15 protein-coding genes, 1 tRNA gene and 2 pseudogenes are annotated in these 14575 nt (G+C 70.3%); 5 read left to right on the forward strand and 13 right to left on the reverse strand.

Annotated elements, in window-relative coordinates; all coding sequences use genetic code 11:
* Positions 1-232: 232 nt before the first annotated feature.
* The 3 genes from ACFY3L_RS37560 to ACFY3L_RS37570 form a co-directional block, all read right to left on the reverse strand.
* Positions 233-949, reverse strand: coding sequence for a hypothetical protein (locus ACFY3L_RS37560; RefSeq protein ID WP_389335494.1), 717 nt, complete (start codon positions 947-949; stop codon positions 233-235).
* 43 nt (positions 950-992) lie between these two features.
* Entirely contained in the window at positions 993-2294 is a 1302-nt protein-coding gene (locus tag ACFY3L_RS37565) for a M20/M25/M40 family metallo-hydrolase (RefSeq protein ID WP_389335497.1), read from the reverse strand.
* Positions 2295-2377: 83 nt separating this feature from the next.
* On the reverse strand, positions 2378-3208 hold the full coding sequence (locus ACFY3L_RS37570) for an SGNH/GDSL hydrolase family protein (protein ID WP_389335500.1): 831 nt from the start codon (positions 3206-3208) through the stop codon (positions 2378-2380).
* A 144-nt stretch (positions 3209-3352) separates the two neighbouring features.
* Here ACFY3L_RS37570 and ACFY3L_RS37575 point away from each other — a divergent pair, with 144 nt between their 5' ends.
* From ACFY3L_RS37575 to ACFY3L_RS37590, 4 genes and pseudogenes are all read left to right on the forward strand, one after another.
* Positions 3353-3994 (forward strand): hemerythrin domain-containing protein, encoded by a 642-nt coding sequence (locus ACFY3L_RS37575; protein WP_389335503.1) that lies wholly within the window; start codon positions 3353-3355, stop codon positions 3992-3994.
* 51 nt (positions 3995-4045) lie between these two features.
* A complete protein-coding gene (locus tag ACFY3L_RS37580) occupies positions 4046-4192 on the forward strand; it encodes a GPGG-motif small membrane protein (RefSeq protein WP_360559810.1) in 147 nt (48 codons plus the stop codon).
* Between the two features lie 183 nt (positions 4193-4375).
* Positions 4376-4458 (forward strand) — tRNA-Leu (locus ACFY3L_RS37585).
* A 505-nt stretch (positions 4459-4963) separates the two neighbouring features.
* Positions 4964-5665: pseudogene (locus ACFY3L_RS37590) on the forward strand (tyrosine-type recombinase/integrase); the annotation flags it as partial.
* Positions 5666-5895: 230 nt separating this feature from the next.
* Here the strand turns inward: ACFY3L_RS37590 and ACFY3L_RS37595 are convergent.
* The 8 genes from ACFY3L_RS37595 to ACFY3L_RS37630 form a co-directional block, all read right to left on the reverse strand.
* The gene (locus ACFY3L_RS37595; RefSeq protein WP_389335506.1) at positions 5896-6762 is read right to left on the reverse strand and encodes a helix-turn-helix transcriptional regulator; all 867 of its coding nucleotides are present in this window, start codon (positions 6760-6762) and stop codon (positions 5896-5898) included.
* A 13-nt stretch (positions 6763-6775) separates the two neighbouring features.
* A complete protein-coding gene (locus ACFY3L_RS37600) occupies positions 6776-7702 on the reverse strand; it encodes an SDR family oxidoreductase (protein ID WP_389335509.1) in 927 nt (308 codons plus the stop codon).
* Positions 7703-7771: 69 nt separating this feature from the next.
* Positions 7772-8050, reverse strand: coding sequence for a siderophore-interacting protein (locus tag ACFY3L_RS37605; protein WP_389335512.1), 279 nt, complete (start codon positions 8048-8050; stop codon positions 7772-7774).
* A gap of 61 nt (positions 8051-8111) precedes the next feature.
* Complete coding sequence (locus ACFY3L_RS37610; RefSeq protein ID WP_389335515.1) at positions 8112-8507, reverse strand: hypothetical protein; 396 nt, start codon at positions 8505-8507, stop codon at positions 8112-8114.
* Between the two features lie 48 nt (positions 8508-8555).
* The gene (locus tag ACFY3L_RS37615; protein WP_389335518.1) at positions 8556-9434 is read right to left on the reverse strand and encodes an RNA polymerase sigma-70 factor; all 879 of its coding nucleotides are present in this window, start codon (positions 9432-9434) and stop codon (positions 8556-8558) included.
* A 369-nt stretch (positions 9435-9803) separates the two neighbouring features.
* A complete protein-coding gene (locus ACFY3L_RS37620) occupies positions 9804-10277 on the reverse strand; it encodes a VOC family protein (protein WP_389335521.1) in 474 nt (157 codons plus the stop codon).
* 6 nt (positions 10278-10283) lie between these two features.
* Entirely contained in the window at positions 10284-10907 is a 624-nt protein-coding gene (locus ACFY3L_RS37625; protein WP_389335524.1) for a TMEM175 family protein, read from the reverse strand.
* Between the two features lie 369 nt (positions 10908-11276).
* The gene (locus tag ACFY3L_RS37630; RefSeq protein ID WP_389335527.1) at positions 11277-11912 is read right to left on the reverse strand and encodes a TetR/AcrR family transcriptional regulator; all 636 of its coding nucleotides are present in this window, start codon (positions 11910-11912) and stop codon (positions 11277-11279) included.
* Between the two features lie 50 nt (positions 11913-11962).
* Here ACFY3L_RS37630 and ACFY3L_RS37635 point away from each other — a divergent pair, with 50 nt between their 5' ends.
* The gene (locus tag ACFY3L_RS37635) at positions 11963-12892 is read left to right on the forward strand and encodes an NADP-dependent oxidoreductase (protein ID WP_389335530.1); all 930 of its coding nucleotides are present in this window, start codon (positions 11963-11965) and stop codon (positions 12890-12892) included.
* Between the two features lie 333 nt (positions 12893-13225).
* On the opposite strand, the pseudogene ACFY3L_RS37640 reads toward ACFY3L_RS37635, so the two are convergent.
* A pseudogene (locus ACFY3L_RS37640) lies at positions 13226-13378 on the reverse strand (hypothetical protein); the annotation flags it as partial.
* Positions 13379-13471: 93 nt separating this feature from the next.
* The gene (locus tag ACFY3L_RS37645; RefSeq protein WP_389335533.1) at positions 13472-14527 is read right to left on the reverse strand and encodes a ferritin-like protein; all 1056 of its coding nucleotides are present in this window, start codon (positions 14525-14527) and stop codon (positions 13472-13474) included.
* Positions 14528-14575 lie beyond the last annotated feature (48 nt).

The following is a 14575-nucleotide window of genomic DNA, read 5'->3' on the forward strand; positions in this document are numbered from 1 at the left end:
AGCGTGCCTTCATGTACCTGGCCACCATCGACGTCGCAACCATCAAAATCTGGCTCCGCGACCTCACCACCCGAGATCCAAGAGACACGGCCTAGGAGACCGGCACACCCGCACGGACCCGTTGAACAGGACCGCACCGCCCCGGCCGGAGGACCGGGGCGGTCACGGGCAGCAGGTCAACAGCGCAGCGGGTCCACAGCGCTGCCGCGCGGCAGGTCCGCAGCGCGGCAGGTCAGCGGCGGTCGGCGGGTTCGGTGGTCTGGTCGGAGGCGTCGCCGCCCGCGGCCGGCTCGTCCTCGTCGAGGTCCTCGTCCAGCTCGACGAACGCGTGCTCGTCGAGGCGGTCGACGACGCGGTCCTCGGCGCCGACGGCGAACGGTCCGGTGCCGTCGTTGTCCTCGTACGCCTCGGGGTCGAGCGGGGTGGCCACCTCGGCGACGACGACCACGCCGTCGAGGGACTCCAGCTCGGGGATGTCGAGGGCGCCGAGCGAGCCGTCGCCGGCCTGCATCAGCTCGAGGACGGCCTCGCCGACCGTCTCGACGGACGCGGTGTCGCCCTCGCCGGGGTTGGTGCGGCGGGCCGCGTCGGCGAGGCGGAGCAGGGCCGCGACGCTGGGGACGCGGTAGTCGCGGCGCTGGCGGACGGAGATGATCTGCGGGTGCGGGTCTTCGGCCTCGGTGCCGTCGACGCCGCCGATGCCGACGCCGAACTGGCGGTCCGCCTCGTCGGGGTCGATGGCCTCGACGTCCCACGGGGTGACCTCGCCGAAGGCGTCGAGCAGGAGCTCGTCGTAGCCGTTGGAGGCGTTGTTGAGCTCGACGTAGGCGCGCCACACCTCGTCGTCGTCGGCCCGCCCGTCGGCGGCCTTGACCGCGGCAAGGTGGTCGCGGGCCGCCGTGATCACGCGCTCGAGCGCGGCGTCAAGCTCCGCGTGCCGGTCGGTCATGATGGGACTCCCCCTGATATCGGTGGTGGGACGGTCGGGTAGATCAGGATTGCTGCAGGAACCTGTCGAGGACTCGCACGCCGAACTGTAGTCCCTCCACGGGAATGCGCTCGTCAATGCCGTGGAACAACGCGCCGAAGTTCAGGTCGGCGGGCAGCCGCACGGGTGAGAAGCCGAAGCAGCGGATGCCGAGCTTGTCGAACTGCTTGGCGTCCGTGCCGCCGCTGAGCATGTACGGCACGGGCAACGCGCCGGGGTCCTCCGCCTTGAGCGCAGCCGTCATCGCGTCGACGAGGGCGCCGTCGAATGTGGTCTCCAGCGCGGCCTGGCGGTGGATGTACTCCAGCTCGATGTCGGGGCCGACGAGCTCGCGCAGCTGCTGCTCGAACAGCTCCGACTGCCCGGGCAGGGTGCGGCAGTCGATGGTGGCGGACGCGCGGCCGGGGATCACGTTGTCCTTGTACCCGGCGGCGAGGCGGGTCGGGTTGGCCGTGTTGCGCAGCGTGGCACCGATGATCATCGCGATCGGCCCGATCTTCTCCACGGCCCGCTCGGGGTCGTCGAGGTCGAGCTCGATGCCGAGGATCTCCGACACCTGCTCCAGGAACGCGCGCACGGTCGGCGTCATGACCACCGGGAAGCGGTGCCGGCCGACCCGGGCGACGGCCTCGGCGACCGCGGTCACCGCGTTGTCGTCGTTGATCATCGAGCCGTGCCCGGGCCGCCCCTTGGCGTGCAACCGCAGCCAGTCGATGCCCTTCTGCGCGGTCTCGATCAGGTAGAGGCGCTGGTCGCCGCCGACGCTGACGGAGAACCCGCCGACCTCGCCGATCGCCTCGGTCACGCCGTCGAAGTAGTGGGCGTGCTTCTCGACGAGGTACTGCGCGCCATAGGTGCTGCCGGCCTCCTCGTCGGCGACGAAGGCGAGCACCACGTCCCGCGGTGGCTTGCGGCCCTCGCGGCGCATCTGCCGTACAAGAGCCAGGACCATCGCGTCGAAGTCCTTCATGTCGACGGCGCCGCGCCCCCACAGGTAGCCGTCCTTGATCTCACCGCCGAACGGGTCGACGGACCACTCGGAGGCGTCGGCGGGCACGACGTCGAGGTGGCCGTGGATCAGCAGCGCGTCACGCGTCGGGTCGCTGCCCTCGAAGCGGGCGACGACGCTGGCCCGGCCGGGCGCGCTCTCGTGGATCTGCGGATCGAGGCCGACCTCGGCGAGCTTCTCGGCGACATACTCCGCGGCGAGCCGCTCACCAACGCTCGTCTCCAGGTCGCCGGTGTTGGTGGTGTCGATACGCAGCAAGTCGCGGCAGAGCTCGATGACCTCGTCGGTGGCGTCCATGATGAAGTCATACCAGGCGGCTGTGACAATTTCGGCGGGTGGTCCGGTGGGCTACCACGAAGCGTCACCGGACCACTCGCACCTCACCAGCCGAAACCGGCTGCGTAGCTGACCGAGGCGAGCACTGCCTGGCCCGACGCGTTGGGGTGGAAATAGTCCCAAGTCGAGATCTGCGACAGCTGGAACGGGTAGCCGAAGACGGCGCCGCCGTCGTACTTGCAGTTGGTGCCGTACGCCGCGCAGGCCGACGCCAGCTGACCGTTGAAGTCGACGACCCGCTGCCGGACCCGGTCGCGCCGCGCGGTGTCGGCGGCCGCGGTCGACGTCGGGTTGGCGAGCATCGACTGGCAGATGCCGAACAGCCCCCAGGCCGTGCGCGCGCCGGAGCTGTCCTTGCCGACCTGCCAGAGCCGCTTCAGGTCGGGCACGCTGATGAGCAGCACTTTCGCGTCGGGCAGGCCGGTCTTCAGCGTGCCGAGGGCCGTGTCCAGCGACGCCCGGAACGCAGCCACGCTGGTCATCGCCGACTCCGACGAGGTGCAGGCGTCGTTGGCGCCGATGAGGATCGTGACGTAGGCGACGCGCTGGGAGACCGCGGTCTGGGCCTGACCTGGCATGTCAGCCGCTTTCGCCCCGCTTTTGCCGTCATTGTACGAGTGGCCGTCGATCGCCGGGTCCACCGCGCGGATCCGCAGGTAGTGGCTGTTGACGGAGGAGGTGCTGCCCGTACTGAACGAACGGGACGGGCAGTCGGCGAACCATCCGCACGCGTTGAACCCGCGGGTGATGGAGTCGCCCATGCTGGCGATCGATCCGGGTGGCGGCCCGGCTGCGGCATGCGCCGGGGCGGTGGCTCCCAGCAGCGCGACCAGGGTGGCGGCGAGGACGGTCGGTCCCCGCCTGGTGAGGGACATGGCGGCCCCTTTCCGTAGCAGGTGGCGGCCCGCTTCCATCGAAGTCGGTACATGGGAGCGTACTGGCGGGTAACCACCCGTTTCAAGAACTTGCGCCCCGGGTACCGACGCGGCAACGACAACAAGCGATCGAGGAGGGTGCACGTGAGCGCCGCACCGTTGCCGCCGCTACCGCCGGTGCCGGGCATCGAGGACGACGAGGTCGTCTTCGGCGGCCCGAGCATGCTCGACCTCCTCGACGAGGACCACCAGCAGCTCACCCAGCTCTGCGACCGGCTCGCGGCCCCCGACGAGCAGGAGAAGGCCAGGCCGCAGGACATCGAGGACGTACTGGTGGCGACGCTCGCGCGGCACCTGTCCGCCGAGGAGCAGTACCTCTACCCGACGGTCAAGGCCGTCCTGCCCGACGGCGACCCGATCGCCTCGCAGGAGGTCGCCGCGGACGCGGAGCTGATCCTCGCCCTCCAGCGACTGCACGCGACCCCCGCCGCGGACGCCGCGTACCACGCAGCGCTGGAAGCCGTCGCCGTCCATGTCCGCTCGCACGCGGACCGCACCGCCAAGGAGGTGTTCCCCCGTCTCCGCGAACAGTGCAGCGACGCCGAGCTCGTCCGGCTCGGCAACCGCGTCCTGATCGCCCGCGGCGCCGCACCCACCCGCCCCCACCCCAACACCCCGGCCAAGCCGCCGCTCAACAAGCTCGTCGACCCGGCCGTCGCCGTCGTCGACAAGGTCCGCGACGTCCTCACCCGCCGCACCACCTGGCCTGAGGACCTTGCCGGCTGACCAGCTGGCTGATTGCGTTTATCGATCTCTCCCCGGAGGTACAAGACCATCATGGCTACTCTTCTGTGGATCATCGCGGTGCTCATCGGCATCGCCGGCGTCGTCGCACTCCTCCGCCGGCAGATCCTGTGGGGCATCATCCTCATCGTGGTCGCCCTGCTCGTAGGCCCGGGCGGCGTGAGCATCTTCAACGTTTGACGTCGGGTGGCCGGCACCCCCCATCGGCCACCCGGGCAAAGAAGGGCCCCGGCGGTTCCCCCCTCCGCCGGGGCCCTTCTGCGTGTCGCACCCCCCGATTCGCCAAGATCCGCGCGGACCGTGTAATGTCTCCGTCGGCCGTCCGGGCGGTGAGAAAGTGACCGGGTAGGATGGTCGGAGCAGGTCGAAGTGGCGGAATGGCAGACGCGCTAGCTTGAGGTGCTAGTGCCCGCAAGGGCGTGGGGGTTCAAGTCCCCCCTTCGACACTTGTCTTGGTGAATGTTTACCAAGATCCGCGAATTCGTAGCATCCCAGCAGACCCGAGCGGGTGATAACCCGGTCGGGTTTCGCCATGTGCGGACCGCGCCCTGGCGGCGACGATGACCCGCGTGCGGCGCAGCATTCCAGCCCCGGCCGAGCAGATGATCGCGGCGCTCGTCCCCGCGCCGCTCCCCCGCGCCCCCACCGCCACAGCCGCCGCTGCCCTACCTGCCCGCACCACCCAGTGGGCCCAACCAGGTCGAGCCGCACCTGGACGTCGGCAGGCTCGACCCGTCCGGCTCCTCGCCGACCAGTTCGCATCAGGCGATGCCGGCTTACCGCGAGCGGCTCGACGCCGCCTGGACAGCCTTGGCCGAGCTCGGCGTCACCCTCGTCGACCTGCAGCGCGACGCCCGACCGGCGCTGCCGACGTTCGACGAGTACCTCCCGCAGGTGCTCGCCGCGGCCGGGCCCGGCGCGCTGCGCGCCTATCGCAGCTACTGGCAGCGGATGACCACGGCCTGGGGCAACCTCGCCATCGACACCATCACCGCCAGCGACATCCAGGCCCTGCGCCAGCACGTCGTCAACGGTGCCCGCGCCCGCCGCAACAGCCGCGGCGGTGAGCTGCTCATCGCGGCCGCCCGTGCCTTTTACAACCAGGCCATCGCCGACGCCCTCATCCAGGCCGCGGACAGCCCGGCTCACCGGGTCGGCAAACCACGGCGGCTGCCCAGCACCCGCCGGGCACTGACACCAGCCGAACTGACCGAGATCAACCTGGTCGCCCGCACCACCGGCAACGACACCATCCTCGACGCGCTCCTGTTGCGCCTGCACACCGAAACGGCCTGCCGGCGAGGTGGTGCGCTGGGGCTGCGCCTGCAGGACCTCGCCGCCGACCGCGGCCTCCGGCAGCTCCGCGAGAAGGGCGGCACGGTGCGCTGGCAGCCGATCAGCCTCGACCTTGCCGCCAGCCTCGTCCAGCACGCCGCGGTCCGCGGTGCGGTCGTGCCATCGGACGCCTTGCTGCGCTACCGCAACGGCCATGCCTTGACCAGCCGCCGCTACGACCAGCTGTGGCGCCGCATCGGCAACCACCTGCCCTGGGTCGCCGCGCACGGCATCACCGCCCACTGGCTGCGCCACACCACCCTCACCTGGGTCGAACGCCACTTCGGGTACGGCACCGCCCGCGCGTACGCCGGCCACACCGACACCACCGGACCAGCCACCACCACGTACATCCGCGCCGACCTCCAAGCTGTCGCCGCTGCCCTGGCGGCCCCGAGGTCTTCACGCTCGACGAGTTGGGGCCGCGCCGCGCTGGCCGCCAACGGCGACAAGCGCACGGTCGTCGTCGACCCGGCCGCCGGCATGTTCGGCGCGGTGCCCGGCGATGTCCTGATTGCCCCGGTGGGCGCAGTCCTCGCGGCGACCACCTACCGCGACTGGCTGGCCCGCTGGTCGCCGAGACCGGCGGCCGGTGCCTCGTCGAGGTGCTGGCCGCCGATCACTTTCAGGAGCTCCAGCTTCTCGTGGCTCTCGCTGCCGGGCTGGGCGGTGTAGACGACCAGTTGCTGCGACTGGTCCGGGTCGATCAGGCGCTGGCAGTGCAGGTCGATCGGTCCGACCTGCGGGTGTACGAGCTGGACCGGGCCGCAGTAGCGGCTCGCCACCGGATGCTCGCGCCAGAGCGCGGCGAAGTCTGGGCTTTCCTCGAGCAGCGCGCCGACCAGCGCACCCGCCCGGGAATCCTTGCCGTCGCGGATGTACGACTCGTGCAGGTCCGCGACGATGAGCGGCCCCTCCGCGGGCCGCAGAAGCCGGGTCGCCGGGTCGGTGAACCAGCGATAGTGCAGGCTGCGCGCGAGACCCTTGTGGACGCTCTCGTCGCCGATCAGGGCGACAGACAGCGGGGTCTGCAGCAATGTCTCGCCGAGCGGGCTCACCACCTGCGCCGCGGCATCTCGCAGACCGTCGAAGATGCGCACCATCCCGGGGTTGACGTGGTCGTCGGTGGAGCGGCGCGGGGTGGCGTACCCGGCGAGCCGGAAGAGATGGTCACGCTCTTCCATGGACAGGCGCAGCCCGCGGGCGAGCGCGCCGAGGATCTGCTCGGAGGGATGGGGACCGCGCGGCTGCTCGAGGCGGCTGTAGTAGTCGATCGACATGTCGGAGAGCACCGCGACCTCCTCGCGGCGCAGGCCGTGCGTGCGCCTCCGCCGCCCGCGGGGCAGGCCGACGTCCTCCGGTTGCAGGGCCTCGCGACGGGTGCGCAGGTACTCGGCCAGCCGGGTGCGGTCCACGCTCACACCGCGCTCACACGGCCGCGAACTGGAGGCCGGCGAGACGCAGCGAGACCTCCCACAGCCTGGCGGCGGCGGCCTCGTCGCGGGCCGGGCGGTAGAGGTCCAGCTCGGCCGGACCGCCGGTGAACTGGCCGAACCCGTCCGGGCCGTAGAAGCGGCCGCCCCCCGCCTCGGGGCTGGTGGCCGCGTACAGGGCCGGGAGCAGGCCCCGGTCGACGCCCTGCACCAGCACGCCCCACCTCGCCAGGCGCTTCATGACGGCCTCGATCGGCGAAGGCTTCGCCCGGCCCAGGTTGGGGCCGGCGGCATACAGACCGGTCAGGGTCGTGCCCGGGTGGGCGGCATTGCCGACGATCCCCCACCCGGCCGCTCGCGAACGCCGGTCGAGCTCGAGCGCGAACAGCAGGTTCGCGAGCTTCGACTGGTTGTACGCGCGGACCGGCGCGTACGCCCGCTCGCTCTGCAGGTCCTCCCAGTTCAACCTTGCGTGCCGCGCCGCGCTGCTGGTCATGGTCGTCACCCGGGCCTCGCCGGCGCTCAGCAGCGGCAGCAGCCGGCCGGTGAGCGCGAAGTGCCCGATGTGGTTGGTCCCGAACTGCAGCTCCAGGCCGTCGGCGGTGGTGTGCCGCGTGGCCGGCGTCATCAGCCCGGCATTGTTGATCAGGATATGGATCGGCCGCCCCTCGGCGTTCAGAGTGTCCCCCAGCGCGCCCACCGACTTCAGCGAGGCCAGGTCAAGCTCACGGAGCGACACGTCGGCACCGGGCACCTCGGCGCGGATGCGGCTCAGCGCGGCCTCGCCCCTGGCCTCGTCACGGACGGGTAGGAGGACCTCGGCACCGGCCGCAGCCAGGCGGGTCGCCAGGCCGAGCCCGATGCCGCTGCTCGCTCCGGTCACCACGGCGAGCCGTCCGGTCAGATCAATCGTGTTCCGCATGGTTACCTTCTTCATGCCTCAACGCTGACGTCGCTGCTCGTTCGCAACCATGTACTGCCAGTACAAGGCTCAGCGGCGGTGCCAGCCCCGCAGCTTCGCGGGATTCAGAACAACCCAGATGGTCGCGGCCCGTCCCTCGTCGCAGCTGACAGCGATCACGGCCACCGCGGCGCCGGCCCGTCGGATCGCCAGGCCCGCGCGCCCGTTCACGCTCTCGATCGTCAGGTCAGCTCCGGGCAGCAGGGCACAGAGCAGCCAGGCGACCTCGGCCGCTCCGTGCACGGGATAGATCGGAGCGGGCACGCGGCCGCCACTGTCGCACACGGCGACGACGTCCGGATCGAGCACGGCCCCGATCGCAACGACCTCGCCGGACTGGCAGGCAGCGGCGAGCCGGCGTACGACGTCGTCATGAACGCGGGGCATCGCCCGCCAACACCCTCGCCTCCACAGCACCCGCCCCTCGAGCGGGTGCGGATACGCGCGGGCCGGCACCGGCCAGGAACGCCGCCCGGGGGTGCTGCACCGACGTGAGGGAGACGACGTCGCGGCCGAACGGCACGGCGGTAGCCCATACCGCGAGCACCCGAAACTTTCGCTCCCCGGTCGGCACCGCCGGCACCTGGGCGTTCAGGTGCACGTGCCCGCCGCGCTTTTCCAGCGAGCGCACCACCCATTCGCCCGGCTTGTCGGTCACCTCGGGCAGGATCCGGCCGCGCACCTCGCCCCGGCGGAGCTTCTTCTCCAGTTTCCAGGCGGTGTAGAAGCCAGCGTACCCGCCGCCGACGATCAGGATCGTCCGCACCCTTCGTCCCCCGTCTCTCGCTGTCAGCAGCTATGACAGGGCAGGCGCCTAGTTTGTGACGGCGGCCACGGCCGCGAGCTTCTCAAGATTCATCATCCACAGCACCTGGTCGATACCGGACTCGGAAGCGTTGATCGTGACCATGCCGAGCAGCTCGGCCCCACGGCGCATGACCGCGCTGGTCTGCCCGTTCGTCGCGACCCACTGCACGTCCACACCCTCCCAGTACCAGGTGGAGAACGCCGCAATGTACTTCGCCACGCGGGCCGCTCCCACGACCGCCGTGCGGGAGACCTGACGCGCGCCGTTGCCATCAGAGACGCTCGCCACATCGGCGGCGAACAGCTTCTCCAGCGTCTCGAGATCGCCGGTGCGGGCGGCATCGAGGAAGGTCGCCAGCAGCTGCCGCTGGGCGGCCTCCGGCACGGGGATCTTCCGCTCGCCGGCGACGTGCTTGCGCGCCCGGCTGACCAGCTGGCGGACGGCCGGCTCGGTGGACTGCAGGATCGCGGCGATCTGCGTGTACGGGTAGTCGAACGCCTCCCGCAGCACGTACGCCGCCCGCTCGTGCGGCGTGAGCTTCTCCATCAGCAGCAGGACCGCGAGCTCCAGCGCCTCCCCGCGTTCGGCGCCCAGGAGCGGGTCCGCGCTGGTATCGACCGGCTCCGGCAGCCAGGGCCCGATGTACGTCTCGCGGCGCGCCCGGGCCGACTGCAGCTCGTTGATGGCCAGCCGGGTCGTGGTCGTCGCCAGAAACGCGCTCGGACTGTTCACCACGCTGCGGTCGGTCGTCTGCCAGCGAAGCCAGACGTCCTGCACCAGATCCTCGGCCTCACTGACGCTGCCGAGCATGCGGTACGCGATCCCGAACAAGCGCGGACGCACGCCCGTGAAGATCGACGCCGCCTCGTCGAGATCCCCCACCACTGTCCCCCCAAGGTCGTTCGCGACTCCCAGGCTAGCCGCCTGTCACAGATTGAGAACCTGCCCGGGATCGCCGATGCCACCAGCAAACCCCATTCCTGTGTGGGATCGGCGTCGAGGCAGCCCGCAACGTGCTCGACGACACGCCGCCGACCATTCTGTACGTCCACAGCGGCCATGGATTCTCGGCAACGCCGACACCATGACCGGCTGGTCTGCGGGGTTCGCAGTCGGCGTGAACGCGGCGGCCGTCTTTCGTCGAGTACGACCGGTGGCCCGAGGCGAGGCACCCGGTCGCCATCAAGCAGGTGTACGCCGCCGCACAGCCGATCACCACGGAGGGCGCGGCCGAGGGGCTCGACGCCTCCTGGCTCAGCCTGGGAGGTCCTCGGGGCGCTTCTCGGCGAGTTTGCCGTGCAGCAGGCCGGTGGACTGGCCGACCTCGATGAGGTAGCCGTCCGGATCCCGCAGGTAGCAGCGGAGCTCGGCACCGCGGTCGATCGGCGGCGTCAGGAACTGCGCGCCCTTCGCGGTCCACTCCTCGTAGCAGGTGTGGATGTCGGCGACCCGCAGGTTCAGGAAGATGGACGTGGTGTCACCGGGCTCGTAGTCGACGACCGAGATCTCCGGCTTGTCGGGGGTGGGTGGGCCGCCCGGGTTCATGATGATCCACGAGTTGGAGAGCCGGACGATGCACGGGTTCTCGTCCAGGACGACGGTGCCGCCCAGGACGCGGGAGTAGAAGTCGCGGGAGCGGGCGACCTGGCGCACGGTGATGAACAGCGTCACCAGGATGCCTTCGGTCGGTGCGGGGAGGTTGGCGGGGTCGGGCAGCGGTTGTGTCATGAGTGCTCAGTCCAAGGTCTCGTGCCGGCGGACGACCCGGTCGATGCGCGGGTCCGGGATGATCCACATGATTGCCGCAACGACGAAGCAGGCCAGGGCGATCATGACGCCGATTCGGCCGCTGCGGTCGATCGCCAGGGCGCTCAAGATTCCGGCGGTGTACAGCACGGGCGACAGCTTCCCCTTGAGGTCCCGGCCAACCGCCTGCCGCAGCGGGGACTCCGGGCCCTCCCGCCGGATGATCACCGTCTGGAGCACGAAATACGCGACGCCGGCGGCGAGCAGGTTGACGCCGTAGATATAGACCGGGGTCGGCTCGAACCGCGACTCGTCCATCCAGGCCGTCGTGAACGGCAGCAGCGATAGGCAGAACAGCAGCGCCAGGTTTGCCCACAGTACCGCGCCGCTGACCCGCCGTACCAGATGGAACAGATGATGGTGGTTGTTCCAGTAAATGCCCACGTAGACGAAGCTGACGAGGTAGGTCAGCAGCCCGACGCCGGTCGTGTGCAGCAGACCGGCGAGGCTGTGATCCTCAGGCACCTTCAGCTCCAGCACCATGATCGTGATGATGATGGCAAGCACCCCATCACTGAACGCCTCGAGTCGACTCGTCCTCACTCGCGCCACCGCCCCTGCCCTCTGATGATCCCTCTACTTCCTCAGACCGGAGAGCTGGGCCGGTTGTGACAGCGGACGCGTCACAGACCCGGAGGCTGCCCGGTCTACCCGTGCATGGAGAAGCACGACGCCTTCCTGGACCGGTTGGAGCTCAACGTCAGGACGGAGCTGACCGAGGCTTCGCGGGATTCAGCACGACCCAGAGGATCGTGACCCGGTCCTCGGCGCAGCTGACGGCGATCACGGCCGTCGCAGTACCGGCCCGGCGGATCGCCAGGCCGGCGCGCCCGTTGACAAACTCGATCGTCAGGTTGGTCCCGGACAGTAGGACACGCAGCAGCCAGGCGACCGTGCGCAGCCGCCGCGGCACCCCGACCGCTACGGCCTGTTCACGATCATCCTGCTCGGCGAAAGTGGGCTGGGCGGGAGCGGCGAGGCATCCGGGGAGGCTTGGAATGCCTGGATCGCGAGCGCGGCGAAGCGCCGGGAGGCCGCGACCTGGGCGGCCGGTGAGGTCGCGTGGATACCGCTGTTGGCCATGAGTACGAGGACCAGGTCGTCCAGGACGAAGTCGGGGCGCAGGCGGCCGGCGTCCTTGGCGCGGCGGGCCAGTTCGGCGATCGACCTGAGCGCGTACTCACGGCGCGCGTCGAAATCCATCGCGTTGGGGAAGGTCGACATGAAGGCTGCGGTGAAGCCCCGGTCGCGTGCGTGCAGTTCACACATTTTCTCGATCACGAGACAGAAGCCGTGCCACGGATCCGGGTCGGCGAGCCCCTCGTCGACGATGACGTGACACGCGTGCATCTGCTCCGTGAATGCCTCGGTGGCCAGCATCTCCTTGGTCGGAAAGCGGCGGTACAGGGTTGCGGGACCGACCCCGGCGCGCCGAGCGATCTCCCGCATCGGCACGTTCAGACCTTCGGTGGCGAACACCGCGCGGGCCGCGTCGAGGATGCGCTCGCGGTTGTCCAGGGCGTCGGAGCGCAGTGTGTGAGGCAAACGGTCGGTCACCGCTCTCAGTTTAGCTAAACGGACGGCAGCGTCCGTTAGCGTCCGCGAGCATGAGAGCGTTGCAATTCTCCGAGTACGGTCCCGCGAGCGTGCTTGAGGTCGCCGAGGTACCGCAACCGCACGCCGGACCGGGACAGATCCGGGTGGCGGTTCGGGCCTCGGGTGTCACGCCGGCCGACACGTACTTCCGCGCCGGCCGATTCCAAGACTGGATCCCGCTGCGCCTGCCGCACGTGCCCGGAGTCGACGCCGCCGGCGTGGTGGATGAGGTCGGTGACGGCGTGACCACGGTTCAGGTGGGCGATGAGGTTTTCGGGACCATCGACTACGCCCAGAATGGCGGGGCGAACGCCGAATACGCCGTCCTCGCCGCGTGGGCGCCGAAGCCGGCCGCCCTGACCTGGGAGCAGGCCGGCGGCGCGGCCGGGAACATCGAGACGGCCACCCGTGTGCTCGACCGGCTGGGCGTCAAGGACGGCACCACGCTGCTGATCGAAGGCGCGGCCGGCGGGGTCGGCACGACGACGATCCAACTCGCGGTCGCCCGCGGCGCGACCGTCATCGGCACGGCTAGCGCCCGCAACCACGAGTTCGTCGCCTCGCTCGGAGCGGTTCCGACCACCTACGGACCCGGGCTGGCCCAGCGGGTCGACACCGTGGTGCCCAGCGGTGTGGATGTCGTGCTGGACTGTGCCGGCTCTGGTTCGCTGCCCGACCTGATCGACCTGGTCGCGAGCCCGGACAGGGTGGTGAGCATCGCCGACATCAACGCCGCAGCGTACGGCGTGCACCTTTCTCGCGGCTCTGGTCCCGGTGCGGACTCGCCGGCGCTCGAAGGAATCGCCGTCGCCGGCGAACTCGCCGAGCAGGGCCGCTTCACGGTGCCGGTCGCTGCCGTGTTCCGCCTGGAGGAGGCCGCCGCCGCCCACGAGTTGAGCGAGTCCCGCCACGCGCGGGGCAAAATCGTGCTGAAACTGTAGCGGGTGGTGACGTCCACGATGGCCCGGCCCTGGTGTGCGCCAGGACCGATCGCGGCGGTGCAGCCGTGGGGCAGCTTGGCATCCGCAGATAGCGCGACGGAGTACTGGGCGATGCGGTCTTCGGCTGGGCTTCGACGTCGAGGGAGTAGCCGTTGCCGGTCTCCCATATGTCCACCGGCCAGGACCTTCACGGTGATGGTGCAGATCCGGCGGATCCGCTGCACCCACTCGGCAGCGATCGCACGCCGTTCCGGCCGGATTGTCCACCGTGCCGCGGTCGCACGTCTGCCACCGCAGCCACAGGTCCTGCACCAGGTCCTCGGCTTCGGTGGCGGAGCTGAGCATGCGGTACGCGATCCCGAACAGCCGTGGCCGCACGCTCGTGAAGACCGCCGCGGCCTCCTCGATGTCCTCGGCGCTCCCCGGCCCGGCGTCCGCCCCGGAATCCGTCACCCTCGCCCCAGTCTGGTCGGTAGCGGCTGGCATCCCTTCCCATCTGGGCCAAGGGTGCCGCGTGTACTTACTCCTGGGGCCGGCGCCGGGCCGCTGCCGGCCCCGGTCCGATGCCGAGGCTACGCCTCAGGTGCGCCGCTCCGGTGGCACGTATTCGAAGGTCAGACCGGCCGTCGTCGCGCCGTCGCCGGTGGGCGTGTTCATGAGCTTGAGCGCCTGTGCCCGTAGCTGGTACATCACGCCGACGGCGTCCTTGAGCTGTCTCGGGTTTCCGGTGAAGGCCTGTTCCAGCACGTAGAGGAGGAGGCAGTAGGTCTGGTCGAACTCCTGCTGGGCCGCCCGGATCGGGCTGCCCTCCGGATGGTCGGCGATCCGGGGATTGCGCCGCATCGGCAGCACCCCGTCGAGGTCCACCGCGATCGCCTCGCCAGTGGGACCCGACTGCGGCGTGTCGCCGGCCTGGTAGCGGCGGCCAAGCCGAAGCTCCTGGAAGCGGTAGAAATGCGCGACCTCGTCGCGCTCGGGGTGGAACACGTCGACGTCGCCGTCCCACACGTCCGTGCGCGCCGCCCCCTCCCCTTGCTCGACGATCTCGGCGAGGGCGGCCAGGGCGGACTTCAGATCGTGGACGGGGTTGACGTGGCCGCCTCCACCCCGCAGATGCATCTCGCCGATCTGCCGTCCGGGATCGCCGCAGAAGACGGTCTGTTCGCCCAGTTCGTCGCACAGAGCACGCAAGCCGGCCTCGATGGCGGCGTAGAACTGCCCGATCGTCCGGTACTGGTCGGACTGGGGCGCGTCCTCCGCCGAGGCCGGCTGCTCGATCCGCAGGAACAGATCGAGGGCTTCGGGGCCGAAGGGGACCAGATGGATGTGGACGGACCGGTCGCCGTGCGGCAGCGGATGCGGGTAGGGCGGCAGCAGCTCGGGGATGTCGAGCCGCGGCGACCCGCCCACGGCGTTGAGCAGGTTCGCCGCCAGCGCCAGATGCAGCATCTCCTCGGCGAGCACCGTCCCGACCACCTGCGCGGCCTCGGGATTGCGCTCGGGGTCCAGCGAGTACAGCGCGCACATGTACGGCGGGATGGTCGCATGCTCCAGCTCGATTGCCCACTGCAGGTGGCGCCGCAGGTCATCCACCGTGTCGATGACGTGCGCGCCCCCGATGTCCCTGTTCTCCATGGTCGTACCTCGCTTCGTCGGGTCGGTTTCCAACAGCCGAGACAAGCC

Origin of the sequence: Dactylosporangium sp. NPDC000521, from assembly GCF_042898305.1 — a bacterium.
Lineage (GTDB): Bacteria > Actinomycetota > Actinomycetes > Mycobacteriales > Micromonosporaceae > Dactylosporangium.

Coding starts and splice junctions, on each gene's coding strand:
- ACFY3L_RS37560 (WP_389335494.1), bottom strand. CDS start 949: ATGACCGACCGGCACGCGGAGCTTGACGCCGCGCTCGAGCGCGTGATC.
- ACFY3L_RS37565 (WP_389335497.1), bottom strand. CDS start 2,294: ATGGACGCCACCGACGAGGTCATCGAGCTCTGCCGCGACTTGCTGCGT.
- ACFY3L_RS37570 (WP_389335500.1), bottom strand. CDS start 3,208: ATGTCCCTCACCAGGCGGGGACCGACCGTCCTCGCCGCCACCCTGGTC.
- ACFY3L_RS37580 (WP_360559810.1), top strand. CDS start 4,046: ATGGCTACTCTTCTGTGGATCATCGCGGTGCTCATCGGCATCGCCGGC.
- ACFY3L_RS37600 (WP_389335509.1), bottom strand. CDS start 7,702: ATGCGGAACACGATTGATCTGACCGGACGGCTCGCCGTGGTGACCGGA.
- ACFY3L_RS37620 (WP_389335521.1), bottom strand. CDS start 10,277: ATGACACAACCGCTGCCCGACCCCGCCAACCTCCCCGCACCGACCGAA.
- ACFY3L_RS37635 (WP_389335530.1), top strand. CDS start 11,963: ATGAGAGCGTTGCAATTCTCCGAGTACGGTCCCGCGAGCGTGCTTGAG.
- ACFY3L_RS37645 (WP_389335533.1), bottom strand. CDS start 14,527: ATGGAGAACAGGGACATCGGGGGCGCGCACGTCATCGACACGGTGGAT.